The following is a 23,419-nucleotide window of genomic DNA, read 5'->3' as shown; positions in this document are numbered from 1 at the left end:
CCAGGTGCCTGTAAAGTAAGAAGCAACAGCGCCGGGCGAGCCCGACGCTGATCCTGTATGAATGCACAGGAGTGTACCGAAATCTCACAGGTTTTGCACCTGCCCCGCATCAGCGAGTTTTGATCACCAGTCGATTGCTCTGTTTAACCTCTTCCATCACCACATACGTACGCGTGTCGTTTACGCCCGGCAGGCGCAACAGGGTTTCACCCAGCAGCTTACGGTAGGCTGACATATCAGGTACGCGCGTTTTCAGCAGGTAGTCGAAATCGCCGGAAACGAGGTGACACTCTTGAGTTTCCTCAAGTTTTTGCACAGCGGCGTTAAATTGCTCAAACACATCCGGTGCACCACGATTCAGAGTAATCTCAACGAACACCAGCAGCGACGCATCCAGATAGTGCGGGTTCAACTGCGCGGTGTAGCCAAGAATAAATCCCTGACGTTCGAGACGACGCACGCGTTCAAGACATGGCGTAGGCGATAAGCCTACGCGTTTGGAAAGCTCTACGTTTGAAATGCGACCATCTTTCTGAAGTTCATTCAGAATGTTCCTGTCAATTCTGTCGAGGTCTTTCCCGGGGCGTTTCTTATTGTCTACCATTATTATTGTCTCTCTTAATTCCTTCCCTTTACCTGCCACGCCCTGAAAACGCTCATTGTTCGGGGCATTTCTGAAGTGAGCTAACAGAGCCTGTGTTCTGACACCTATCGATATGACGCATGTTGTCTGTCCACATCATGCGTCATTATCCATATCAGGCTGCTTTTATTCGGCGTTACGTGCAAAACGGGCGATGAAAACCTGTTTTGTTCCGATAAATGTTATTCGCTTCTGATAATGTTTTCGCAAAAGCGCAGGCGATTGTCAAAGTAAAATCACCAAATTCAGGACAAGATGCCAGACAGTCCGCTGGGTATCTGTTTTTAAATGACTATTTTTCCACTATTGCACCCCTCTGACCCGAGTTTTGCCCCCTTTTGGCGCATTGGCCAGGCAAAACCGTCGCTCATCGTCTACGCCGTTTGCAGCTATCGTTAACAAAATTGCCTAAGCCTTGTCATTGTCGCCGGATATTCCCTACAATCGCAGGCTATGTCAGCCGAATGAAACTGAGGAACGCATGAGTACGGCCAAACACAGTAAGTTACTCATTCTGGGCTCCGGCCCAGCGGGTTATACCGCAGCCGTTTATGCTGCACGCGCCAACCTGAACCCGGTACTGATTACGGGTCTGGAAAAAGGCGGACAGCTGACCACTACCACCGAGGTGGAGAACTGGCCGGGCGACCCGCACGATCTGACAGGTCCATCGCTGATGGAGCGGATGCATGAGCATGCCGAAAAATTTAATACTGAGATCATTTTCGATCACATTCACACCGTCGATTTGCAGAACCGTCCGTTCCGCCTTACGGGTGACAGCGGCGAATACACGGCAGATGCCCTGATCATCGCCACCGGTGCGTCAGCGCGCTACCTCGGTCTGCCTTCCGAAGAGGCCTTTAAAGGCAAAGGCGTCTCTGCCTGTGCAACCTGTGACGGCTTCTTCTATCGCAACCAGAAAGTCGCGGTGATTGGCGGTGGCAACACGGCTGTGGAAGAGGCGCTCTACCTGGCGAATATTGCGGCTGAAGTGCACCTTATTCACCGTCGTGACAGCTTCCGCGCAGAGAAGATCCTGATCGACCGCCTGATGGAAAAAGTGCGCAATGGCAATATCGTGCTGCACACCCATCGCACGCTGGAAGAAGTGGTGGGCGATCAGATGGGTGTCACCGGTCTGACACTGCGTTCTACCCAGAACAGTGATGAGACAGAAGCGCTGGAGGTGGCGGGTCTTTTTGTTGCTATCGGACACAGCCCGAATACGGCCATTTTTGAGGGTCAGCTGGCGCTGGAGAACGGTTACATCAAAGTTCAGTCAGGTCTGCACGGCAACGCCACTCAGACCAGCATCCCTGGCGTCTTTGCGGCAGGCGATGTGATGGACCATATCTATCGTCAGGCGATCACCTCTGCGGGCACCGGCTGTATGGCCGCGTTAGACGCTGAGCGCTTTCTTGACGGACTGGTTAAAAACGATCAGTAAGTTGTTAACCCTCTGATCTCAAATGTTCCAGGCGACGGTTTTTCCGTCGCCTTTTTTATTGCTCTCATGCTAGATTCTTGCGCCTGAAGAGATGGAAATGTCTTTCCATTTTCACCCGTCATCGACATTCATCATGGTCTCGCATGGACAAATCGCGGCAGCAGCATCTTACCCGCTGGCTTCGTCAGCAACGTCATTTCGCCGGTCGCTGGTTGCGACTCAACACCCTGCTGGGCATGGCAAGTGCACTTCTGATCATTGTTCAGGCGGGTTTACTGGCCTCGCTGCTGCAGGCTCTGATTGTTGACCAGCAGCCTCGTGAATCCCAGACAGTCAGCATCCTGCTGTTACTGCTCTGCTTTGTGCTCCGCGCCCTGATTAACTATGCCCGTGAACTGACCGGTTATCATGCCGGACAGGCTATCCGTCAGGCTTTACGTCAGCAGGTATTAGACCGATTGTCTGATCTGGGGCCGGCGTGGATTCAGGGAAAGCCAGCCGGCAGCTGGGCGACGCTGCTGCTGGAGCAGATCGAAGAGATGCAGGAGTATTACGCGCGCTATCTGCCGCAGATGACCCTGGCGGTGCTGATCCCCTGCTGCATTCTGCTGACTATTTTTCCGCTCAACTGGACGGCGGGTCTGATCCTGTTTGCCACCGCGCCACTGATTCCGCTGTTTATGGCGCTGGTCGGGATGGGTGCGGCCGAGGCCAACCGCCGGAACTTCCTGGTGCTGGCCCGCCTGAGCGGTAACTTTCTCGACCGCCTGCGCGGCAGAGAGACGCTGCGGCTGTTTCATCGTGGCGCAGCGGAGCAGCAGGCGGTTGCCGCCGCCACCACCGATTTTCGCCAGCGCACCATGGAAGTGCTGCGCTTAGCCTTTCTCTCCTCTGCCGTGCTGGAGTTTTTTGCCTCGCTGGCGATTGCCGTGGTGGCCGTCTACTTTGGTTTCTCCTATCTGGGCGAATTGCATTTTGGTGATTACGGCCAGGGCGTGACGCTGTTTGCCGGCTTTCTGGTGCTGATCCTCGCCCCGGAGTTTTTCCAGCCGCTGCGCGATCTCGGCGCTTTCTATCACGCCAAAGCCCAGGCTGTAGGCGGTGCCGATGCCCTTGAAGCCTTTATGCAGGCGACGCCTGCCACCGCGCCGCAGGAAGGCCAGTTGCCCTTCACCGCCGATCGCTCAATCGCACTTACTGCCGAAGATCTGCGTGTCTGTGCGCCTGATGGTCAGGTGTTGTGCGGCCCGCTCTCTTTTACTGTCGTCCCTGGCGAACAGATTGCACTGGTCGGTCAAAGCGGGGCCGGTAAAACGGCCCTGATGAACGCCCTGCTCGGTTTTCTGCCTTATCAGGGTTCGCTGAAAGCGAATGGCGTTGAACTTCGCGATATACGACGGAGTGACTGGCATCAGCAGCTCAGTTGGGTAGGACAGAATCCTCAGTTACCGGCCGCCACCTTGCGCGACAACATCGTGATGAATGCGGCCTGGGATGACGAGCGTTTTGCGGCGCTGCTGGAGTCGTGCGGCATTAATGAGTTCCTGCCTCGTCTGCCCCAGGGCATTGACACCCAGCCTGGCGATGGCGGTAATCAGCTGTCGGTGGGTCAGGCGCAGCGGGTCGCGGTCGCGCGCGCACTCTATAAATCCTCGCATTTTTTGCTGCTCGATGAACCCGCAGCCAGCCTGGATGCGCTCAGTGAACGTCATGTGATGCTGGCACTGAACCAGGCGGCAGCCCGCCAGACCACGCTGATGATTACCCATCAGATTGATACGCTAAGTCACTGGCAGACCCTCTGGGTAATGGAAGCCGGTAAGCTGGTGCAACAGGGTAACTGGCAGCAGCTGTCGCAACAGCCGGGTGCTTTCAGTGAGATGCTGAAGCATCGTCAACAGGAGATTCGCTGATGTCAGCCTTGCGTCCTTTTCTTCGTCTCTGGCTGCGCCACCCTTATCGCCTGGCGCTGGGCATCGTGCTGGCGATTGTTACCCTGCTGGCCAGCATCGGCCTGCTGACGCTTTCAGGCTGGTTTCTGGCCGCCTCGTCAGTGGCAGGCGTAGCCGGTCTCTATACCTTCAACTATATGCTGCCTGCGGCAGGCGTGCGTGGCGCCGCCATCATTCGCACTGCCGCACGCTATGCTGAACGGCTGGTCAGCCACGATGCAACATTCAGGGTTCTTCAGCATCTGCGTGTCCACACCTTCAGCCGCCTGATGGCCCTTTCGCCAGGCCAGCTTTCGCGGTTCCGGCAGGCGGATCTGCTCAACCGCTTCGTGGCCGATGTCGATACGCTGGATCATCTCTATCTGCGCGTCATCTCGCCGCTGATCGGCGCACTGGTGGTGATTGTCGTGGTTACCCTCGGAATGAGCTTCATCGATGTTCAGCTGGCACTGACGCTGGGCGGCATCATGCTGAGTACGCTGGTGGTGATGCCAGCGCTGTTTTACCGTCTGGGATCGCCCGCAGGCGGCGCGATTGCCCGTGGGCGCGCCCGCTGGCGCTTACAGCTGATGCAGTGGCTGGCGGCTCAGGCTGAACTCACCCTGTACGGTGCCTCACGGGACTGGCGTCAGCAACTTGATGAAGATGAACAGCGCTGGCAGCAGGCTCAGAGCCAGCAACAGCGCTTGCAGGCTGCAGCACAGAGCCTGCTGCTGCTGATCAGCGGCGTAACCGTCACACTGTTGCTCTGGCTCAGTGCGGCGACAATCAGCCAGCAGCAGTTGCCCGGCTCGCTGATTGCACTGGTGGTGTTTTGCGCGCTGGCTGCTTTCGAGGCGCTGGCACCAGTTGCAGGGGCCTTTCTGCCCATGTCACAGGTGATAAATGCCGCTCAGCGGGTCAATGACATTATCGATCAGTCACCCGCTATCACCTTTCCGGCAGATTCAGAAGCCCGGCCAGGACGTCTCGCGGTCAATATCGATCAGCTCGACTTCAGCTATCCCGACCGCCCGGATAAGGTGCTGAACCGCTGTACCCTTAAGGTGGCAGCCGGTGAACACATTGCACTGCTGGGGCCGACCGGCTGCGGTAAATCCACTCTGCTGGCGCTGTTAACCCGGGGCTGGGATAGCCAGCACGGTGTCATCAGCCTGAATGACCTGCCGATCACCGCATGGTCAGAGCGAGCGCTGCGTCAGCGCATCAGTGTAGTGACTCAGCGGGTTCATCTCTTCAGTCAGAGCCTGCGTGATAACTTACTGCTGGCCTGTCCCGATGCTACTGATGAGCAGTTACGCCGCGTGCTGAATGACGTCGGCCTGCAGCGCCTGCTTGAGAGCCCGGAAGGATTAAACACCTGGATGGGAGAAGGCGGTCGCCCGCTGTCAGGCGGCGAACTGCGTCGGCTGGCGCTGGCGCGTGCGTTACTGCATAACGGCGATCTCTGGCTGCTGGATGAACCCACCGAAGGACTGGATGCCACAACCGAGCAGCATATCCTCACCCTGCTGCAGCGGCTGACCGCAGGCAAGACCGTAATAATGGTCACGCACCGGCTCAGCGGCCTGGAGCAGATGGATCGCATCTGCGTGATGGATAATGGCGTGATTGTGGAACAGGGAAGTCATGCCGAATTAATCTCAAAAGCGGGTCGGTACTGGCGTTTCCGACAGCGGATTGCGCTATAGTCTTAGCGAAATGCTGATAGGTAACAAAACGCGATGAGACTGGTACAACTGTCACGGGAATCTTTGCAATTTCCTCCACCGGAGATGGCGCTGCGTGAGCCAAACGGCCTGCTGGCCATGGGGGGTGATCTCTCCCCTGCCCGGTTACTTAACGCTTATCAGCGCGGCATCTTTCCGTGGTTTTCTTCCGGCGACCCGATTCTGTGGTGGTCGCCCGATCCCCGTGCAGTGCTATTGCCTGAGCAGTTTCATCTCAGCCGGAGCATGAAGCGTTTCCACAGCCGTTCGCCCTATCGGGTGACGATGAATGAGTCATTTGCCGAGGTGATCGAGGGCTGTGCCACCGGTCGTGAGGAAGGCACCTGGATCACCTTTGAAATGAAGCGCGCCTGGTTGCGATTGTATGAACTGGGCCACGCCCACTCCATTGAAGTATGGGACGAACATCAGCTGGCAGGTGGCATGTATGGGCTGGCGATGGGGCAAATCTTCTGCGGCGAATCAATGTTCAGCCGTCAGCAGAATGCGTCAAAAACCGCACTTTGGGTATTTTGTCAGCATTTCCTCAGACATCAGGGCCGTCTGGTGGATTGTCAGGTACTTAACCCTCATACGGCCTCTTTGGGGGCGCAGGAGATCCCGCGCGCAGACTATCTGCAATATGTACAAAGCCTTGCGTGCCAGCCTGTCAGCGATGGCTGCTGGCAGACACAAACCCTTTTTTAGTCGCACAGATATGTTTTGCACACATAAAGGCGTATTAAGTGGTATAATGGTCGAGTTTGGTATGTCGTCCGCGCTTCGCAATAACGAGCCGGAATTGCCAGGCTGGGAATCTCAACGCACTCTCGGAACTGTTTTCAATCGTGCGCGTGTAACCGGTTGATACAGATTCTTAGCCCGCTAATCCCCCGCAGACGTCACATAAACACCCTAATTTTACCGGATGCGCGCGACTGACGTGCACCCCGGCAAAGCGTTGGCAAAATCGCCGACGGTTCTTTACATAAATCGTTGAATTGGGCATTATCTTGCCGGTTCAACTGAAAGGTAGTACACCCAGAGGATTCGATGGCCAAAGAAGACAATATTGAAATGCAAGGTACCGTACTGGATACGTTACCTAACACCATGTTCCGCGTAGAACTTGAGAACGGACACGTGGTTACTGCTCATATCTCCGGTAAAATGCGCAAAAACTACATCCGCATCCTGACGGGTGACAAAGTGACCGTTGAGCTGACCCCGTACGACCTGAGCAAAGGCCGCATTGTCTTCCGTAGTCGCTAATTTGCAGTAATCTCATCGCTCTGCAATTTGCAGCGAAAAAAAGGCCGGATTTTAATCCGGCCTTTTTCATATCTGCAGCAGGTGATTAATGAACAGTGCCTTCGGTTTTGCGTTTTTCAGCACTCAGGAAGTGATAGGTCAGTTCACCTTTCTCACGATCCAGCGCCACTGACACCGAGCCGCCATCCACCAGCGAACCAAACAGCAGTTCATTGGCTAACGGTTTCTTCAGGCTGTCCTGCACGGTGCGCGCCATCGGACGAGCGCCCATCGCTTTGTCGTAGCCTTTCTCAGCAAGCCAGTCGCGTGCTTCATCGCTGACTTCCAGCGACACGCCTTTGGCATCCAGCTGCGCCTGCAACTCGACAATGAACTTGTCGACCACCTGATGGATCACCTCTGGTGACAGGTGACTGAACCAGATAATGTTGTCGAGACGGTTACGAAACTCTGGAGAAAACATCTTTTTGATCTCTTCCATGGCATCGGTGCTGTTGTCCTGATGAATCAGGCCAATCGACTTACGTTCAGTCTCGCGGACACCGGCGTTAGTGGTCATGACCAGCACCACGTTGCGGAAGTCCGCTTTGCGACCGTTGTTGTCGGTCAGCATACCGTTATCCATCACCTGCAGCAGCAGGTTGAAGACATCCGGGTGTGCTTTCTCAATCTCATCCAGCAACACCACCGCATGAGGATGCTTAATCACCGCATCCGTCAGCAGGCCGCCCTGATCAAAACCGACGTAACCCGGAGGCGCACCAATCAAACGGCTGACGGTGTGACGCTCCATATACTCGGACATATCAAAGCGCAGCAACTCAATGCCCAGCGCTTTCGCCAGCTGCACGGTGACTTCCGTTTTACCGACACCGGTAGGCCCGGCAAACAGGAAGGAACCGACCGGCTTACGATCCTGACCCAGACCTGCACGGCTCATTTTGATCGCTTCCGTCAGCGCCTCAATGGCGTTGTCCTGACCAAACACCAGCATCTTCAGACGATCGCCCAGATTTTTCAGCGTATCGCGGTCGCTTGCTGACACGCTTTGCTCAGGAATACGGGCAATACGGGCCACCACCGTTTCAATGTCAGAGACGTTGATGGTTTTCTTGCGCTTACTGGCTGGCATCAGGCGCGCTCGCGCACCCGCTTCATCAATCACATCAATCGCCTTGTCAGGCAGATGACGGTCGTTGATATATTTCACCGCCAGTTCCACGGCTGCGCGCACCGCTTTCGCGGTATAGCGCACATCGTGATGCGCTTCGTACTTGGTCTTCAGGCCATTCAGGATCTGCACGGTCTCTTCTGGTGAAGGCTCCGTGATATCGATCTTCTGGAAGCGACGCGCCAGGGCACGATCTTTTTCAAAGATGTTGCTGAATTCCTGATAGGTGGTGGAACCCATCACCCGAATCTTGCCAGAGGAAAGAAGAGGTTTGATCAGGTTCGCAGCATCGACCTGGCCGCCAGATGCAGCACCCGCACCGATGATGGTATGGATCTCATCGATAAACAGAATGCTGTGTTCGTCCTGCTCCAGCTGCTTCAGCAGCGCTTTGAAACGTTTTTCAAAGTCACCACGGTACTTGGTGCCGGCTAATAACGAACCGATATCCAGCGAGTAGATCGTGCAGTCTTTCATCACTTCCGGTACATCGCCCTGCTCTATGCGCCAGGCGAGACCTTCAGCAATGGCGGTTTTACCCACACCCGACTCACCCACCAGCAGCGGGTTATTTTTACGGCGACGACATAGCACCTGAACGGTACGTTCCAGCTCTTTATCGCGACCAATCAGTGGATCAATACCACCGACGCGAGCAAGCTGATTAAGATTGGTGGTGAAGTTTTCCATACGCTCCTCCCCGCCTGCTTGCTCTTCGTTAACCGGATTTTCTGCGCCTGGCGCCTGGCCGGACTCATCTTTACGCGTACCGTGAGAGATGAAGTTCACCACATCAAGGCGGCTCACTTCATGTTTGCGTAGCAGATAAGCCGCTTGCGACTCCTGCTCGCTGAAAATGGCGACCAGCACATTCGCACCGGAGACTTCGCTGCGACCGGATGACTGGACATGGAAAACCGCACGCTGCAGGACGCGCTGGAAGCTAAGCGTGGGTTGTGTATCACGCTCCTCTTCGCTGGCAGGCAGCACGGGCGTGGTTTGTTCGATGAAGGCTTCGAGTTCCTGCCGCAGAGCCACAATGTCCACCGTACAGGCTTCCAGTGCCTCTCTGGCCGACGGGTTACTGAGCAACGCCAGTAACAGATGCTCGACGGTCATAAACTCATGACGGTGCTCACGCGCTCTGGCGAAAGCCATATTTAAACTGAGTTCCAGTTCTTGATTGAGCATTAGGCACCTCCCCCAATTATCGCCCTTACCTGTTTCCTATATGGAGACGGGTTCAGGCCTTTTCCAGCGTACACAGCAACGGATGATGATTTTCCCGTGCATAGTTGTTCACCTGGGCCGCTTTTGTTTCGGCGACTTCTGCAGTAAATACACCACAGATCGCCTTGCCGTGATAGTGAACTTTCAACATCAGCTGCGTTGCACGTTCAACATCATAAGAAAAGAACTTTTGTACAACGTCAATAACAAATTCCATAGGTGTATAATCGTCATTATTCAGAATGACTTTATACATAGAAGGCGGCTTTAACCCTTCACGTACTTTATCGTCGGCCAGATGTTCAAAGTTAAGCCAGTCGTTTGCGTTTGCCATAGTGTTCCGTTGAGATTTTGCTTTTAGCCTTTAAGTAGCTACATATTGAGAGTTTAACATGCCTGTCAAGCCGCATGCCGCTGCTGAAAATTTATTCAGAAATTCCCCTGCGCGACCTGCATCACAAAATTTGCAATAGCGTTAACTGCCTCAAATTTTGATGATTTTTTCCCCACCTGGCCCGGTGGTTTGCTTGACGTCAGCCGCGCTTTCTCTACATTCTAGCTGCACAGGCTGATTGAGTTTTAATCAAATCCGACTCACAGCTTCGATGACCTCACCTACTTATAAAATGTCTTGCGAGGGAAGTAAAAGCATGGAGACGGGCACAGTTAAATGGTTCAACAATTCCAAAGGCTTTGGCTTTATCTGTCCGATTGGCGGTGGCGAAGATATTTTTGCGCACTACTCCACCATTCAGATGGAAGGCTACCGCACGCTTAAGGCAGGCCAGCAGGTTCAGTTCGATGTCCACGAAGGCCCGAAAGGCAATCACGCCAGCCTGATCGTGCCGGTCGAGGTGCAGGCCGTGGCCTGACACATATCGCCTTTCTGAACAAATACCCAAAAATGCCAGCCAGTGCCGCTGGCATTTTCCTGTTCGATGTCACCTAATCTGCCTGGCCCTGCGCCAGTCCAATCACCCGGGCAAACATCTGCCGCATCAATGGCGGGATGGCCTCTGGCCCGCGTTCCGCCGCCGACGTAGCCACTGCGATCGCCAGTTCCGGCTTGGAGCTCTGGTGAATCGCTTTAGTAATAATACGCCTGGAACTCATCGGAACGTTTAACGGCAGGTGCGCCATCTGATGATAGACATCCTTAAAGCCGTGCTGATAGAGAAAATTTTCCATATCCAGCGCCGGTAACTGCGTCAGAAAACGCGGCTCCGGTTCACCCGGCTCTAACTGAGTGCGTGCCGTACTGGCATATTTATTCCCCGCCTGATCACCGTCAGTCAGGACATGCCAGGCGATACCCATGCGCCGGGCAAACTTCAGTAGCGGTTTTAACCCCGACTGCGCAAACTCAATCACCTTCACGCCTTCAGCAGCGAAGTTGTAACCGCACTGCTGCGCCAGCTCATTCATGATCCAGACTTCGGTTTCTCCCTCCACCAGCAGCCAGCAACGGGCGAACAGCGCAGCAGGCCGGTTGACCCGAATATGGAAGCCGATGCGCCGGCTCTCTTCGGCACTCAGTCCCTCCGGACCGATGCGCCAGGCCGCTACGCGCGAGGGTCCACGCACCAGACGACAGACGTTTTCCACCGGCACCTGCGACAGCAGCTCCGGCGAATTAGTGGTGGCGATTTTTTGCAGCGGCAGCAACCTCAGCAGATTCCATGCTACCGACAGCATAATCGGATGCAGCCGGGTTTCCGGATCTTCAATCAGCAGCAGCGGGCGTGCACCAGCGGCCAGCGGGACGTCTCCTCGTGCCTCAATCAGCAGGGTAAACATCTGCAGCAGTATCAGCTGACGGCTGCGGGAGTCGGTTCCGGCAATCAGCTGATTCAGGTGATCCAGCGCCCGCCATCCCTGTCCCCCCTCGCGCGTCTGCGGGTCCCGTAGCCTGACCTCGTTGCCCGCATCGGGCGGCTGCACCAGGAAGTAGTGCTGCATCAGTTGCTGCATCGTCTTCAGCCCCTGCCGCAGCACCTCATCACTGAGCTGTTGCGGATGGTGCTCCAGATCGCGCGCCAGCGTCTCCATACCCGCCAGTAGCTCAGGATGTGCGGTGGGGAGCGGCGCACTACTCCGCGTCCGCTTACTGAAACGCGCATCGCGCAATCGCAGAACCGGATACCGTTTCAGCAAAAGATCGATGGCCGCCGCGCAGTTCTGCTCAGGCAACAGCTGATAGTTCAGGTCAACAAAACGGCGGCGGGTTTCGATACCGCTGTCACGCCAGGTGGCGCTGACGCTGTAACAGAGCTGACGCTGGCCCTGAGCATCACGCTGCCAGAAGGTTGAGAGCACCGCATCCGGGTCGTTGCCGTCATCGCGAAAGTGGAACACCACCGACAGACGGCGCATCGCATCGGTCACATCGCCTGGGGTGAAATGGAAATCAGCCTCGGTAAAAACATAGGCCGGTTCATGGGGCGAAAGTAACAGGCTCAGGGCATCCAGCAGACTGGATTTGCCCCAGGCGTTCTCACCAATCAGCAGATTGGTCTGGGTTAAAGGCAGTGAGAGCTTATTGATGCCGCGGAAACCGCGAATGTCGATATGTTCCAGAATCATAGGCGTCCATCCTCAGTTTATAAACAGCATGGTTGCCGCCAGCGAGCCGGTCAAGCCGCTTTATCAGGGTTTACTCCGTTACGCTTTTTCGCTAGCGTGTGGCCTCTTCCACCATGGATGGCCCTTATCGCTATGTACTCCGGACTCCTGATTATTCTTCTGCCGCTGATCGCCGGCTGGCTGCTACCGTTCCGTCAAACTTCAACCCTGCGCCGGGTCAATCAGCTGCTGGGCTGGATGGTTTACGTCATTCTGTTCTTTATGGGCATCAGCCTGGCCTTTCTCGACAACCTGAGCAGCAATCTGCTGGCGGTATTTCACACCGCGCTGGTAGCGGCCTTCTGCATTCTGCTGTGCAACCTGCTGGCGCTGCGCGGGCTGGAAAAATATGCCCCATGGCAGCATGCGCACCGGCAGGAGAAACTGCCCTCGCGGCTGCATATGGCGCTGGACTCTCTGAAGCTGTGCGGCGTGGTTGTCATCGGTTTTCTGCTTGGCCTGACCCAGTGGCCACTGCTGCAACACGCCTCGACGGCCAGCGAATATGCGCTGATCTTCCTGCTGTTTCTGGTTGGCATTCAGCTGCGCGGCAGCGGCATGACGCTGCGTCAGATTATCCTGAACCGTCGTGGCCTGCTGGTTGCCAGCGTGGTGCTGGTCAGCGCGCTTATCGGCGGCATGATTGCGGCGTTGCTGCTGGGCGTGCCGCTGAAAACCGGTCTGGCGTTAGCCAGTGGTTTTGGCTGGTACTCTCTCTCCGGCATTCTGATGACCGAAGCTTTTGGTCCGGTCATCGGCAGCGCCGCCTTCTTCAACGACCTGATACGTGAACTGGTGGCAATCATGCTCATTCCGGCGCTGATTGGCCGTCATCGCTCCAGCGCACTGGGCCTGTGTGGCGCCACTTCAATGGACTTTACCCTGCCGGTGCTGCAGCGGGCGGGCGGCAATGAGATCGTCCCGGCCGCCATTGTGCACGGCTTTGTGATGAGCCTGCTGGCCCCGATTCTTATCGCCCTCTTCTCCGCCTGAATCCTGTCTGATATGCGCTGAGCTCTGCCAGCGCATTTTTTCACGCCTGCTTTTCTGCCGTGTCGTCTACGCTTCTTTTTTCGGTTCTGGTCACGTCACTCTTCAGGGCGGGCCGACAAAGGAGAAGAGCATGAAACAAACCGTCGCGGCGCTGGTCGCCAAAACGCTGGAAAGCGCGGGCGTAAAACGCATCTGGGGCGTCACCGGGGATTCCCTTAACGGCCTGAGCGACAGTCTTAATCGCATGGGCACCATTGAATGGATGCCGACGCGCCATGAAGAAGTCGCCGCATTCGCAGCGGGCGCGGAAGCGCACATCAGCGGTGAACTGGCGGTCTGCGCCGGCTCCTGTGGGCCAGGCAACTTACATCTGATCAACGGTCTATTCGATTGCCATCGTAACCGCGTTCCTGTTCTGGCGATTGCGGCACATATTCCCTCCAGCGAAATCGGCAGCGGCTATTTTCAGGAAACCCATCCACAGGAGCTGTTCCGCGAATGCAGCCACTACTGCGAACTGGTTTCGAACCCTGAGCAGCTCCCGCAGGTGCTGGGCATCGCGATGCGTAAAGCGATTCTGAATCGGGGTGTCTCGGTGGTGGTGCTGCCTGGGGATGTCGCGCTTAAACTGGCGCCAGAAAGCGCCAGCGCGGAATGGTATCCGCCACAGTTGCCGCAGGTCCTGCCACAGCCCGCCGAACTGGCGCAGCTGGCGCAGACGCTGAACGAAGCCAGCGATATTACGCTGCTGTGCGGCAGTGGCTGCGCCGGAGCGCATCAGGAGGTGGTGGCGCTGGCAGAAGCGCTGAAAGCCCCTATCGTCCATGCGCTGCGCGGCAAAGAACACATCGAATATGACAACCCTTATGATGTCGGCATGACCGGACTGATCGGTTTCTCATCCGGTTTCCACGCCATGATGAATGCCGGGACGCTGGTGTTGCTGGGCACGCAGTTCCCCTATCGCGCCTTCTATCCGGAAAAGGCTAAAATCATCCAGATCGACATCAATCCGGGCAGCCTTGGGTCACATTGTCACGTCGATCAGGCCTATGTCGGCGATGTGAAAAGCACACTGCAGGCGCTGCTGCCGCAACTGACGCACAAAAGCGATCGCAGCCACCTCGACAGCGCGGTTAAGCACTATGGCGAGGCGCGCAAAAGTCTGGACGAGCTGGCGCAGCCCAACGACAAGCAGCCGATCCATCCGCAATATCTGGCACAGCAGATCAGCCACTACGCCAGTGATGACGCCATCTTTACCTGCGATGTCGGGACACCGACCGTCTGGGCGGCGCGCTATCTGAAGATGAACGGCAGACGTCGCCTGCTGGGTTCGTTTAACCACGGCTCAATGGCGAACGCGATGCCACAGGCGCTGGGCGCGCAGTCGATTGATCGCAATCGTCAGGTGGTGGCACTGTGTGGCGACGGCGGCTTCAGCATGCTGATGGGGGATTTTATCTCGCTGGCGCAACTGAAAATGCCGGTCAAACTGGTGATCTTCAACAACAGCGTGCTGGGCTTTGTGGCGATGGAGATGAAAGCGGGTGGCTATCTCACCGATGGCACCGAGCTGGAGAATCCTGACTTTGCCGCTATCGCCGAGGCCTGCGGTATCCGGGGCATCCGGGTGGAAAAGGCATCCGATCTCAATGGCGCGCTGGAGCAGGCGTTTGCCCACGATGGCCCGGTGCTGGTGGATGTCATTACCGCCAAAGAGGAACTGGCGATGCCGCCGGAGATCAAAATGGAACAGGCTAAAGGCTTCAGTCTCTACATGCTGCGCGCCATTATGAATGGTCGCGGTGATGAGGTGGTAGAACTGGCGAAAACCAACTGGCTGCGGTAAAACAGAGACTCCATCCAGGCGGGCGCGATGCCCGCCTTTTTTTTCTTCCGCCACGTTCAGGAGCATAGGGTGATCGATTTACGCAGTGATACCGTAACCCGGCCCAGCGCCGCCATGTTAAGCGCGATGATGTCTGCCGAAACCGGTGATGACGTCTACCGTGACGACCCCACCGTAAATGCGCTGGAGGCGGAAGCCGCACGGCTGAGCGGCAAAGCAGCGGCGCTGTTTTTCCCGACCGGCACCCAAGCGAATCTGGTGGCGCTACTCAGCCATTGCGAACGCGGCGATGAATATATCGTGGGTCAGCAGGCGCACAACTACAAATATGAGGCGGGCGGCGCGGCAGTACTGGGCAGTATTCAGCCACAGCCGATTCTGGCTGCCGACGATGGCACCCTGCCGCTCGACGTAGTAGCGGCCGCCATCAAGCCGGACGACATTCACTTTGCCCGCACCCGCCTGCTGAGTCTGGAGAACACGCATCACGGTAAAGTTTTGCCGCTGGCGTATCTGGAACAGGCGTGGACCTTTACCCGCGAGCACCAGCTGGCGCTGCACATTGATGGCGCACGCATTTTCAATGCGGTAGTCGCGCAGCAGACCACGCTGGCGGCGATTGCCCGCTACTGCGACACCCTGACCATCTGTCTCTCTAAAGGTCTGGGCACGCCTGTCGGTTCTCTGCTGTGTGGCGACACGGCGCTGATTGAGCGCGCACGTCGCTGGCGTAAAATGACCGGCGGCGGCATGCGCCAGGCCGGTATTCTGGCGGCGGCGGGTCTCTATGCGTTAGAACACAATGTGGCGCGGCTGCAGGAGGATCATGACAATGCCGCCTGGCTGGGACAGCAGTTGCATGAGCTGGGCGTTCAGGTCATCGATCAGCAGACCAACATGCTGTTTGTGGCGGTGCCGGAAGCCCAGGTCAAACCATTAGGTGAGTGGATGAAGGCGCGCGGGGTGTTAATCAGCGCAGGAACCCGCACCCGTCTGGTCACCCATCTGGATGCTGATCGTGCGGCACTGGCGCAGGTCGTCGCCCACTGGAAGGCGTTTTTACACCAATAATCCGCTATTGCGCCGCGCCATATTTATCCAGTAGCGCGGCGGCTATCGCGGCGGTTTCTGCATCGGGCTGCCCGCGATAATCCGCAGGCCGGAAATGCATCTGAAACGCGGCGATTACCCTCTGCTGTTCACGCGCGCTCATCTCTGCCGTTACGGGATAGCCATAGCGCTGTAAACGTTCCAGTAGTGGCTCCACGGGTACCACCGCGTGCGGATCCTGACCCGCTAAATGAAACTGCACTCGTCCGGCATCGGGCCAGGCACCCATTCCGCGCTGGGCCAGCTGATGCCACGGAAAGAGTGGGCCGGGATCCTGCTTACGCTGCGGCGCGATATCACTGTGACCGACAATATTTTCCGGTGTGATGCCGTAGCGCTGTGCAATATCGCGCAGCAGCGCCTCCAGCGTGGTGATCTGCGCAGCGGTAAACGGCTGCCATTCAAGACCTGTCAGGGTCCGGCGATAACCCTGGTTCACCAGTTCGATACCAATCGATGTGTCATTGATGCGGCTGGCTCCGCGCCAGAAGCTTGGACCGGCATGCCAGGCGAGCTGCTGCTCCGGCACCAGTTGCCAGATAACGCCTTTCCCGGCGCGCTGTGGCGGCTGGCGGGGGATCAGATAGTGAGCGCTGACTTCCCTATCGGTCAGGGTCGCCAGCGACGAAGAAAAATCTTCGGCGGTGTAGTGGATCACAATCACCTTCACCCGCGGTCGCGCGCCCTGCGCCGGATGCCGCACATCGGCCCAGTAGCCGTCACGGGATTCTATCCCGGACTGGCAGCCCGCCAGCAGCAGCGCCAGTATCAGCCACAGCCCCCGTTTCAACGAATGATCACCGCCGTGCCGCTGACGCTCACCATCAGCATGCTGCCATCTTTGCCGACTGTTTCGTAGTCAATATCGATACCGACCACGGCGTTGGCGCCCAGCGCTTTTGCCTGCTCCTCCAGCTCTTCAAACGCGATCTCTCGCGCTTTACGCAGCTCTTTCTCGTAAGCACCGGAGCGGCCACCGACCACATCACGGATGCCAGCGAAAAAGTCACGGAAGATGTTGGCACCCAGAATCGCTTCACCGGTGACGACGCCGCAATATTCGCTGATGCTGTGACCTTCCAGCGTGGGGGTTGTTGAAAATTTCATCGCATTCTCCTTGTTGAAAACCGGGCTAAGGCTCTTTCGACTAAAAAGCACGGCTATACTCTATGCTAAAAAGGGCACCTTGCCAGAGAACCATAAGGAAATCGAGATGAGAAACAACGCGTTTGCGCTAATGATCCCGGCGGCCCTGCTGCTCAGCGCCTGTACCACCGTTGAGCCAGTGATTAAGGATAATGGCCCACGTACCGCACCGTGCATTGAAGGCGGTCCTGACCAGGTGGCCCAGCAGTTTTACGACCTGCGTATCGAACAGCCTACGCAGGGTCTGCCCGACAGCAACACCCTGGCAAAATATCGCCCTTACCTGAGTGATGCGCTGTACCACTCATTGCAGGCGGCCAGCGGCAGCAATGCAGGCGCACAGTGGCGCAATGGCGATCTCTTCTCCAGCCTGTCACAGGGTCCGACCGCCGCCAGCGTCGCTGATGCTTCCACCATTCCGAACCGCGATGCACGCAACATCCCGCTGCGGGTCGACCTGAGCCGCGACGGCAAGCAGTGGCAGGATGAAGTGCTGATGATCCATCAGGGCAGTTGCTGGGTGGTGGATGATGTGCGCTACATGGCCAACCCTGCGCATGCAGAGGGTGGCAGCCTGAGCCAGATGCTTGAGAAATCGAAAAAATAACCTCAGGCTTAACCGTTCAGAGAAGCGCAGTCGCCCCCGGGCGCTGCGCTTTTTTTATTTCCGCCGCCCGTCCCGCTGCAGTGGGCTGACCCCAGGCAGTGCATGATATTGTGCTAAGCTTTTGCGGTTAGCCTGCTGTTTTACAAATTTTAACCCACCTTATTTGCATAACTATTCTGGTGACGTTAAAATCCGCGACACTAATAGCTATTCAAATCTGGCGCATGAGTATTCAACTAAACGCAATAAACTGCTTCTACGGTGCTCATCAGGCGCTGTTCGACATTAACCTTGAGTGTCCGCAAGGCGAGACCCTGGTGCTGCTGGGTCCCAGCGGTGCGGGTAAGAGTTCGCTGCTGCGGGTGCTTAACCTGCTGGAGCAACCCCGTTCAGGTCAGTTGCAGATTGCCGGTAATCAGTTCGACTTCAGCCAGAAACCCTCCGATGCTGCGATTCGCGAACTGCGTCAGAACGTCGGTATGGTGTTTCAGCAGTACAACCTCTGGCCGCACCTTACCGTGCTGCAGAATCTGATTGAAGCGCCCTGCCGGGTACTGGGCCTCAGCAAAAGCGACGCCCGCGCCCGCGCCGACAAGCTGCTTGACCGGCTGCGCCTGACGCCCTACAGCGATCGCTTTCCGCTGCATCTCTCCGGTGGTCAGCAGCAGCGTGTGGCGATTGCCCGCGCGCTGATGATGGAGCCGCAGGTGCTGCTGTTCGATGAGCCGACAGCCGCGCTGGACCCTGAAATTACCGCACAGATTGTCAGTATCATTCGCGAACTGGCCCAGACCCGCATTACCCAGGTGATTGTGACCCATGAAGTGGAGGTGGCACGTAAAACGGCCAGCCGCGTCGTCTATATGGAGAACGGTCACATTGTGGAACAGGGCGATGCCAGCCGCTTTACACAGCCGCAAACCGAGGCGTTTGCTCACTATCTTTCGCACTAAGTCAGGATGCTAAAAATGAAAAAAATGGTACTTGCTGCACTGCTTGCTGGTTTTAGCCTGAGCGCTACGGCGGCTCAGACGATTCGTTTTGCGACCGAAGCCTCTTATCCTCCTTTTGAGTTTGTGGATGCGGACAACAAGATTCAGGGCTTTGATGTCGATCTGGCCAATGCGCTGTGTAAAGAGATTGATGCGACCTGCACCTTCACCAATCAGGCGTTCGACAGCCTGATCCCAAGCCTGAAATTCCGTCGTTTTGATGCGGTGATGGCGGGCATGGATATCACACCAGATCGTGAAAAACAGGTCCTGTTCACCAAGCCTTACTACGACAACTCCGCGCTGTTTGTTGCCCAGAAAGGCAAAGTTGCCAGCGTGGAAGCGCTGAAAGGCAAGCGGGTTGGCGTCCAGAACGGCACCACCCATCAGAAATACCTGAATGAGAAACACAGCGAGATCACCACCGTTCCTTACGACAGCTATCAGAATGCGGTGCTGGATCTGAAAAATGGCCGTATTGATGCTGTGTTCGGTGACACCGCAGTCGTCAACGAATGGCTGAAGCAGAATGCCGCGCTGGCTGCCGTTGGTGAGAAAGTCACGGACAAAGCCTACTTTGGTACCGGCCTGGGCATTGCGGTACGTACCGGTAACACCGAGCTGCAGACCAAATTCAATGGCGCGCTGGATAAGATCAAAGCAGACGGCACGTACAAAACCATCTACAGCAAATGGTTCCAGCAGTAATCTCTGATGAATGAAATGATGACCCTCGCAAGCGCCGCCGGCATGACCGTCGGCCTTGCTGTTTGTGCTCTCATCGCTGGCCTGGTGCTGGCGATGATTTTCGCTGGCTGGGAGTCACTGCGCCTGAAACCGCTGGCGTGGATTGGCACCGGCCTGGTAACGCTGATCCGTGGCCTGCCGGAAATTCTGGTGGTGCTGTTTATCTATTTTGGCGCCTCACAGCTGCTGCTCACCCTCTCTGACGGCTTCACCCTGAATTTCGGCCTGTTTCAGTTACCGATTCAGGTTGAAATTGAAAACTTCGACGTCAGTCCGTTCCTGTGCGGTGTGATAGCGCTGGCGATGCTCTATGCCGCCTACGCCTCGCAGACGCTGCGCGGCGCGCTGAAAGCGGTGCCGATGGGTCAGTGGGAGTCGGGTCAGGCGCTGGGCATGAAAAAATCGGCCATCTTTCTCCGGCTGATTATGCCGCAGATGTGGCGTCACGCCCTGCCCGGTCTGGGCAATCAGTGGCTGGTGCTGCTGAAAGATACTGCGCTGGTCTCGCTGATTAGCGTCAACGATCTGATGCTGCAAACCAAAAGTATCGCCACCCGCACGCAGGAGCCGTTTACCTGGTTCCTGGTGGCGGCCGCTATCTACTTAGTGATCACGCTGTTCAGCCAGGCGGTGTTACGCCGCATCGAACTGCGCACCACCCGCTTTGAACGGGGGAACAGCTAATGCTGGCCTATCTGCCTGAACTCCTGAAAGGGTTGCATACCAGCCTGACGCTGACGGCAGCCTCGCTGGTCGTGGCCCTGCTGCTGGCGCTGCTCTTCACCGTGGTGCTGTCGCTGAAAACGCCGGTGTTCAACCCGCTGGTCAAAGGCTTTATTACGCTGTTTACCGGCACACCGCTGCTGGTGCAGATCTTCCTGATCTATTACGGTCCGGGACAGTTTCCCTCGATCCAGCAGATCCCCTGGCTGTGGCATTTACTGTCGCAGCCCTGGCTGTGCGCGATGCTGGCGCTGTCGCTGAACAGCGCGGCTTACACCACGCAGCTGTTTTACGGTGCGGTGCGTGCGATTCCTTCGGGACAGTGGCAATCGTGTGCCGCGCTCGGCATGAGCCGCAAAGACACGCTGCGCATTCTGCTGCCGTATGCATTTAAACGCGCCCTCTCCTCCTACTCCAATGAAGTGGTGCTGGTGTTCAAAGGCACCTCGCTGGCCTACACCATCACCCTGATGGAAGTCATGGGCCACGGCCAGTTGCTCTATGGCCGCACCTACGACATCACGGTCTATGCCGCGGCGGGTCTGGTTTATCTCTGCGTTAACGGTTTGCTGACGCTGATGATGCGGCTGATCGAAAAGCGCGCTCTGGCCTTCGAACGACGTAACTGATATCCGGGCGAGGCTCCTCGCCCTTTTCGCCTGAAAAATCACACTAATTGCATAAAAATGCATTTTATGGCAGGGTATCCCCTTCTCTGGCTGACCACATCACAGGAATCATAAAATGAAAAAATGGATTGTTGCCGCTGCGCTGGCTTCACTGGCACTTACCGCCCAGGCAGCGGAAAAGATTCGCTTCGCCGCTTCCGCGACTTATCCGCCGTTTGAATCCCTGGATCGGGAAAATAACCTGGTGGGATTCGATATCGATCTGGCCAAAGCACTGTGCCAGCAGATGAAAGCGGAGTGTACCTTTACCAACAATGCCTTCGACAGCCTGATCCCGTCACTGAAGTTCCGCCGCTATGACGCGGTGATTTCCGGCATGGATATCACCACTGAGCGCAGCAAGCAGGTCGATTTTACCCAGCCTTATTACGCTAACTCCGCCATCGTGATCGCCCGTAAAGGCCAGTTCAGCAGCTTTGCTGAGCTTAAGGGCAAGCGTATCGGCGTGGAAAACGGCACCACTCACCAGAAGTACCTGCAGGATAAGCATCCGGAAGTGAAAGTGGTGGCCTATGACAGCTATCAGAATGCGATTCTGGATATGAAAAGTGGCCGGCTGGATGGCGTATTTGGCGACAGCGCGGTGGTGAATCAGTGGCTGAAGACCAATGCGGATCTCGCCACTGTCGGTGAACATGTCACGGATGCGGACTACTTTGGCACCGGTCTCGGCATTGCCGTGCGTAAAGGCAATACGGCGCTTCGCGATCAGTTGAATCGGGCGCTGAACGAACTGAAAGCCAACGGCAGCTGGCAGCAGCTTAATCAGAAGTGGTTCCCGGAGTAATTACCGGCTGCGGCTGCCTCTGCCGATGCTTTCCCGGACGCGTGCTGACGGCGGGATAACAGCGTCAGCACTTCAAAATGGGCGGTGTGGGGAAACATATCGAACAGTTGCACCTTCGTCACCTCATAGGCACTCAGTCGGGCAATATCCTGCGCCATGGTCTGCGGATTACAGCTTGAATAGAGCAGATAATCCGGGGCCATCTGGCTGAGATAGTCGCACAGCGCCTCACCAATTCCACGACGCGGCGGATTAACCAGCACCAGCTGCGGCACCGCATCGCGTCCGGTCGCAAACGCCGTAGAATCCAGCGCCGCAAACTGCACTTTTTCCAGCCCCAGCATCTCAGCGGAACGCTGGGCGCATTTTATCGCCTCGGCGCTGATCTCAATGCCCGTCAGTTCCATCTCCGCTGTCGCGCAGTGCAGACCAAAACCGCCTACGCCGCAGAAGAGATCCCACATGCTGTTGACCGGCAGCGCCCTGACCCAGTCGCGCGCGGTGGCATAGAGTGCGCTGGCAACCTGCGGGTTGGTCTGGAAGAAGCTTTGCGGGCGGATCCACAGCGGCACGCCGTTGAAGTTCTCTGCCAGCGACTGCGCGGGCGTCAGCGCAATCTCCTCTTCCCCCTCCAGAATCGCCATATGCACCGGCTGAATATTGGCAGAGATCACCGCCAGCTGCGGCAGTTGCTGTTGCAGCCACGGCAATGCGGCGCGCAGTTGTTCCAGTTTCGCGGTTGAACGCAGGACAAAGCGCAGCATCACGCCGCCCTGCTGGCTTTCGGTTATCAGCAGGAATTTGAGTTCGCCGCGTTTGCGCGCCACGTTATAGGGCGTCAGTCCGGCACGGGCGATAAAGGGCTTAAGTGCAGCAAAAACCGGCTGGAAGCTGGCGGGATAGAGCGGACAATCACACAGATCAACAGCTTCACCATCCGGCTTGCTCAGACCCAGCACCGGACGCTCTACGCTGCCACTCACCACCATTTTGGCTTTATTACGAAATGCCTGCTGCGGTGAGGTGACCGGCGGCAACCAGGCAGCGACCGGCTGCTCAGCCAGTAACTGTTCCAGCAGCGACTGTTTGTCGTTCAGCTGAGTGGGATAGGGTTTTTCCAGCCACTGACAGGAGCGGCAACGGTTAGCGTCATAAAGCGCGCAGTGCATGGTAAAGCCTTAACGATCGGGTCGGGCGGAGCGCGATTGTATCATCGCTTCCTGAAAAAAGCGCGGCTGCTGGCAGGCAGAAACAGCAGCAGGAGCACCAGCAGATCGGGGATTTTCTGCGACAGGGTATGGTGGATAATCTGGACGTTGTTGTCGCCATCAATGCTGAAAATCTCGGGGTAGATCCAGCCCAGCGAGGCGACCAGCATATAGCTGAGCACAATCACCTGCGTCGCCACATAGCCCCAGCGTCCACGGTTACTGCCGCGCATCAGGGTAAAGGCGCAGCGCAGTTCGAACAGGAAGATCAACTGGCTGGCGACAAAGATGAGTGTCGCGTCCCAGGACTGGGCGCTGCGGTGAACAAAATTGGCGAGTTCACTGTAACCCAGCTCGTTTGCCAGCATCAGGACGCTCAGGCAGCGGGTCGCAATAATAGCAATGCCCGCAACCGTCACCGGAACCGGCGCGATTGAAAGCGTGGCACTGCTTTTGAAGATTTCTGACATAGTCCGTGACTCCACCTGATCGAAAAACGGGCCGGTCAGACCGGCC

Annotated in this window: 23 protein-coding genes; 15 read left to right on the top strand and 8 right to left on the bottom strand. The window is 56.7% G+C overall.

What is annotated here, in order from left to right:
* Positions 1-109 precede the first annotated feature (109 nt).
* A complete protein-coding gene (lrp, locus tag NR201_RS05050) occupies positions 110-604 on the bottom strand; it encodes a leucine-responsive transcriptional regulator Lrp (RefSeq protein WP_006118610.1) in 495 nt (164 codons plus the stop codon).
* Positions 605-1,124: 520 nt separating this feature from the next.
* On the opposite strand from lrp, the gene trxB reads away from it, so the two are divergent.
* The 5 genes from trxB to infA all read left to right on the top strand — a co-directional run bounded on the left by trxB (position 1,125) and on the right by infA (position 7,026).
* On the top strand, positions 1,125-2,093 hold the full coding sequence (gene trxB / locus NR201_RS05045; protein ID WP_003849329.1) for a thioredoxin-disulfide reductase: 969 nt from the start codon (positions 1,125-1,127) through the stop codon (positions 2,091-2,093).
* Positions 2,094-2,236: 143 nt separating this feature from the next.
* A complete protein-coding gene (cydD, locus tag NR201_RS05040; protein ID WP_256849436.1) occupies positions 2,237-4,006 on the top strand; it encodes a cysteine/glutathione ABC transporter permease/ATP-binding protein CydD in 1,770 nt (589 codons plus the stop codon).
* Entirely contained in the window at positions 4,006-5,736 is a 1,731-nt protein-coding gene (gene cydC, locus NR201_RS05035) for a cysteine/glutathione ABC transporter ATP-binding protein/permease CydC (RefSeq protein ID WP_256849435.1), read from the top strand. Before cydD ends, cydC begins: the two co-directional genes overlap by 1 nt.
* 33 nt (positions 5,737-5,769) lie before the next feature.
* Positions 5,770-6,462 carry a leucyl/phenylalanyl-tRNA--protein transferase gene (gene aat, locus NR201_RS05030; RefSeq protein WP_010254921.1) on the top strand — a complete coding sequence of 231 codons (693 nt, stop codon included), beginning with the start codon at positions 5,770-5,772 and terminating at the stop codon, positions 6,460-6,462.
* 345 nt (positions 6,463-6,807) lie between these two features.
* Positions 6,808-7,026: a translation initiation factor IF-1 gene (infA, locus tag NR201_RS05025; protein WP_002211347.1), complete on the top strand. Its 219-nt coding sequence runs from the start codon at positions 6,808-6,810 to the stop codon at positions 7,024-7,026.
* An 85-nt stretch (positions 7,027-7,111) separates the two neighbouring features.
* Here the strand turns inward: infA and clpA are convergent, their stop codons facing one another.
* Together clpA and clpS are read right to left on the bottom strand one after the other, a co-directional pair.
* Entirely contained in the window at positions 7,112-9,388 is a 2,277-nt protein-coding gene (gene clpA / locus NR201_RS05020) for an ATP-dependent Clp protease ATP-binding subunit ClpA (RefSeq protein WP_010254457.1), read from the bottom strand.
* Positions 9,389-9,440: 52 nt separating this feature from the next.
* Entirely contained in the window at positions 9,441-9,761 is a 321-nt protein-coding gene (clpS, locus tag NR201_RS05015; protein WP_010254453.1) for an ATP-dependent Clp protease adapter ClpS, read from the bottom strand.
* A 316-nt stretch (positions 9,762-10,077) separates the two neighbouring features.
* Here clpS and cspD point away from each other — a divergent pair, with 316 nt between their 5' ends.
* Positions 10,078-10,299: a cold shock-like protein CspD gene (gene cspD / locus NR201_RS05010; protein ID WP_010254451.1), complete on the top strand. Its 222-nt coding sequence runs from the start codon at positions 10,078-10,080 to the stop codon at positions 10,297-10,299.
* Positions 10,300-10,372: 73 nt separating this feature from the next.
* Here the strand turns inward: cspD and NR201_RS05005 are convergent, their stop codons facing one another.
* Positions 10,373-12,010, bottom strand: coding sequence for an ATP-dependent endonuclease (locus tag NR201_RS05005; RefSeq protein WP_192033431.1), 1,638 nt, complete (start codon positions 12,008-12,010; stop codon positions 10,373-10,375).
* Between the two features lie 132 nt (positions 12,011-12,142).
* On the opposite strand from NR201_RS05005, the gene NR201_RS05000 reads away from it, so the two are divergent.
* The 3 genes from NR201_RS05000 to ltaE all read left to right on the top strand — a co-directional run bounded on the left by NR201_RS05000 (position 12,143) and on the right by ltaE (position 15,965).
* Positions 12,143-13,042, top strand: coding sequence for a lysine exporter LysO family protein (locus NR201_RS05000; RefSeq protein WP_010254448.1), 900 nt, complete (start codon positions 12,143-12,145; stop codon positions 13,040-13,042).
* Between the two features lie 130 nt (positions 13,043-13,172).
* Entirely contained in the window at positions 13,173-14,894 is a 1,722-nt protein-coding gene (gene poxB, locus NR201_RS04995; RefSeq protein WP_022625954.1) for a ubiquinone-dependent pyruvate dehydrogenase, read from the top strand.
* A gap of 69 nt (positions 14,895-14,963) precedes the next feature.
* Positions 14,964-15,965, top strand: a complete 1,002-nt coding sequence (gene ltaE / locus NR201_RS04990) for a low-specificity L-threonine aldolase (protein WP_010254443.1) — start codon at positions 14,964-14,966, stop codon at positions 15,963-15,965.
* A gap of 4 nt (positions 15,966-15,969) precedes the next feature.
* On the opposite strand, the gene NR201_RS04985 is transcribed toward ltaE, so the two are convergent.
* A complete protein-coding gene (locus NR201_RS04985; protein ID WP_256849434.1) occupies positions 15,970-16,794 on the bottom strand; it encodes an N-acetylmuramoyl-L-alanine amidase in 825 nt (274 codons plus the stop codon).
* Positions 16,791-17,111, bottom strand: coding sequence for a heavy metal-binding domain-containing protein (locus NR201_RS04980; protein ID WP_003849304.1), 321 nt, complete (start codon positions 17,109-17,111; stop codon positions 16,791-16,793). Before NR201_RS04980 ends, NR201_RS04985 begins: the two co-directional genes overlap by 4 nt.
* A 106-nt stretch (positions 17,112-17,217) precedes the next feature.
* Here NR201_RS04980 and NR201_RS04975 point away from each other — a divergent pair, with 106 nt between their 5' ends.
* The 6 genes from NR201_RS04975 to NR201_RS04950 all read left to right on the top strand — a co-directional run bounded on the left by NR201_RS04975 (position 17,218) and on the right by NR201_RS04950 (position 21,695).
* The gene (locus NR201_RS04975) at positions 17,218-17,757 is read left to right on the top strand and encodes a lipoprotein (protein WP_010254434.1); all 540 of its coding nucleotides are present in this window, start codon (positions 17,218-17,220) and stop codon (positions 17,755-17,757) included.
* Between the two features lie 224 nt (positions 17,758-17,981).
* Positions 17,982-18,710 carry an arginine ABC transporter ATP-binding protein ArtP gene (artP, locus tag NR201_RS04970; protein WP_010254433.1) on the top strand — a complete coding sequence of 243 codons (729 nt, stop codon included), beginning with the start codon at positions 17,982-17,984 and terminating at the stop codon, positions 18,708-18,710.
* A gap of 15 nt (positions 18,711-18,725) precedes the next feature.
* Positions 18,726-19,457 (top strand): arginine ABC transporter substrate-binding protein, encoded by a 732-nt coding sequence (artJ, locus tag NR201_RS04965; RefSeq protein ID WP_256849433.1) that lies wholly within the window; start codon positions 18,726-18,728, stop codon positions 19,455-19,457.
* A 6-nt stretch (positions 19,458-19,463) separates the two neighbouring features.
* Positions 19,464-20,180, top strand: a complete 717-nt coding sequence (artQ, locus tag NR201_RS04960) for an arginine ABC transporter permease ArtQ (RefSeq protein ID WP_010254430.1) — start codon at positions 19,464-19,466, stop codon at positions 20,178-20,180.
* Positions 20,180-20,848, top strand: coding sequence for an arginine ABC transporter permease ArtM (gene artM / locus NR201_RS04955; protein ID WP_031593159.1), 669 nt, complete (start codon positions 20,180-20,182; stop codon positions 20,846-20,848). Before artQ ends, artM begins: the two co-directional genes overlap by 1 nt.
* Positions 20,849-20,963: 115 nt before the next feature.
* Positions 20,964-21,695, top strand: a complete 732-nt coding sequence (locus NR201_RS04950; protein WP_256849432.1) for an arginine ABC transporter substrate-binding protein — start codon at positions 20,964-20,966, stop codon at positions 21,693-21,695.
* On the opposite strand, the gene rlmC is transcribed toward NR201_RS04950, so the two are convergent.
* Positions 21,674-22,864: a 23S rRNA (uracil(747)-C(5))-methyltransferase RlmC gene (gene rlmC, locus NR201_RS04945; RefSeq protein WP_256849431.1), complete on the bottom strand. Its 1,191-nt coding sequence runs from the start codon at positions 22,862-22,864 to the stop codon at positions 21,674-21,676. The genes NR201_RS04950 and rlmC overlap by 22 nt on opposite strands.
* A gap of 41 nt (positions 22,865-22,905) precedes the next feature.
* The gene (locus tag NR201_RS04940) at positions 22,906-23,373 is read right to left on the bottom strand and encodes a YbjO family protein (RefSeq protein WP_010254423.1); all 468 of its coding nucleotides are present in this window, start codon (positions 23,371-23,373) and stop codon (positions 22,906-22,908) included.
* Between the last annotated feature and the right edge of the window lie 46 nt (positions 23,374-23,419).

Source organism: Pantoea sp. Fr-CA_6, assembly GCF_024520895.1.
GTDB classification, from domain to species: Bacteria; Pseudomonadota; Gammaproteobacteria; order Enterobacterales; family Enterobacteriaceae; genus Pantoea; species Pantoea agglomerans.
The sequence above is the reverse complement of the archived record's forward strand: the minus strand, read 5'-3'. Positions and strand labels throughout refer to the sequence as shown.

Excerpts from the sequence above, each read along its gene's own strand:
- cspD (WP_010254451.1), top strand. The coding sequence starts at position 10,078 with ATGGAGACGGGCACAGTTAAATGGTTCAACAATTCCAAAGGCTTTGGC.
- artJ (WP_256849433.1), top strand. The coding sequence starts at position 18,726 with ATGAAAAAAATGGTACTTGCTGCACTGCTTGCTGGTTTTAGCCTGAGC.
- NR201_RS05005 (WP_192033431.1), bottom strand. The coding sequence starts at position 12,010 with ATGATTCTGGAACATATCGACATTCGCGGTTTCCGCGGCATCAATAAG.
- artQ (WP_010254430.1), top strand. The coding sequence starts at position 19,464 with ATGAATGAAATGATGACCCTCGCAAGCGCCGCCGGCATGACCGTCGGC.
- NR201_RS05000 (WP_010254448.1), top strand. The coding sequence starts at position 12,143 with ATGTACTCCGGACTCCTGATTATTCTTCTGCCGCTGATCGCCGGCTGG.
- infA (WP_002211347.1), top strand. The coding sequence starts at position 6,808 with ATGGCCAAAGAAGACAATATTGAAATGCAAGGTACCGTACTGGATACG.
- cydC (WP_256849435.1), top strand. The coding sequence starts at position 4,006 with ATGTCAGCCTTGCGTCCTTTTCTTCGTCTCTGGCTGCGCCACCCTTAT.
- cydD (WP_256849436.1), top strand. The coding sequence starts at position 2,237 with ATGGACAAATCGCGGCAGCAGCATCTTACCCGCTGGCTTCGTCAGCAA.
- aat (WP_010254921.1), top strand. The coding sequence starts at position 5,770 with ATGAGACTGGTACAACTGTCACGGGAATCTTTGCAATTTCCTCCACCG.
- trxB (WP_003849329.1), top strand. The coding sequence starts at position 1,125 with ATGAGTACGGCCAAACACAGTAAGTTACTCATTCTGGGCTCCGGCCCA.
- NR201_RS04940 (WP_010254423.1), bottom strand. The coding sequence starts at position 23,373 with ATGTCAGAAATCTTCAAAAGCAGTGCCACGCTTTCAATCGCGCCGGTT.
- artP (WP_010254433.1), top strand. The coding sequence starts at position 17,982 with ATGAGTATTCAACTAAACGCAATAAACTGCTTCTACGGTGCTCATCAG.
- NR201_RS04975 (WP_010254434.1), top strand. The coding sequence starts at position 17,218 with ATGAGAAACAACGCGTTTGCGCTAATGATCCCGGCGGCCCTGCTGCTC.
- artM (WP_031593159.1), top strand. The coding sequence starts at position 20,180 with ATGCTGGCCTATCTGCCTGAACTCCTGAAAGGGTTGCATACCAGCCTG.
- clpS (WP_010254453.1), bottom strand. The coding sequence starts at position 9,761 with ATGGCAAACGCAAACGACTGGCTTAACTTTGAACATCTGGCCGACGAT.
- rlmC (WP_256849431.1), bottom strand. The coding sequence starts at position 22,864 with ATGCACTGCGCGCTTTATGACGCTAACCGTTGCCGCTCCTGTCAGTGG.
- NR201_RS04980 (WP_003849304.1), bottom strand. The coding sequence starts at position 17,111 with ATGAAATTTTCAACAACCCCCACGCTGGAAGGTCACAGCATCAGCGAA.
- NR201_RS04950 (WP_256849432.1), top strand. The coding sequence starts at position 20,964 with ATGAAAAAATGGATTGTTGCCGCTGCGCTGGCTTCACTGGCACTTACC.
- clpA (WP_010254457.1), bottom strand. The coding sequence starts at position 9,388 with ATGCTCAATCAAGAACTGGAACTCAGTTTAAATATGGCTTTCGCCAGA.
- poxB (WP_022625954.1), top strand. The coding sequence starts at position 13,173 with ATGAAACAAACCGTCGCGGCGCTGGTCGCCAAAACGCTGGAAAGCGCG.
- lrp (WP_006118610.1), bottom strand. The coding sequence starts at position 604 with ATGGTAGACAATAAGAAACGCCCCGGGAAAGACCTCGACAGAATTGAC.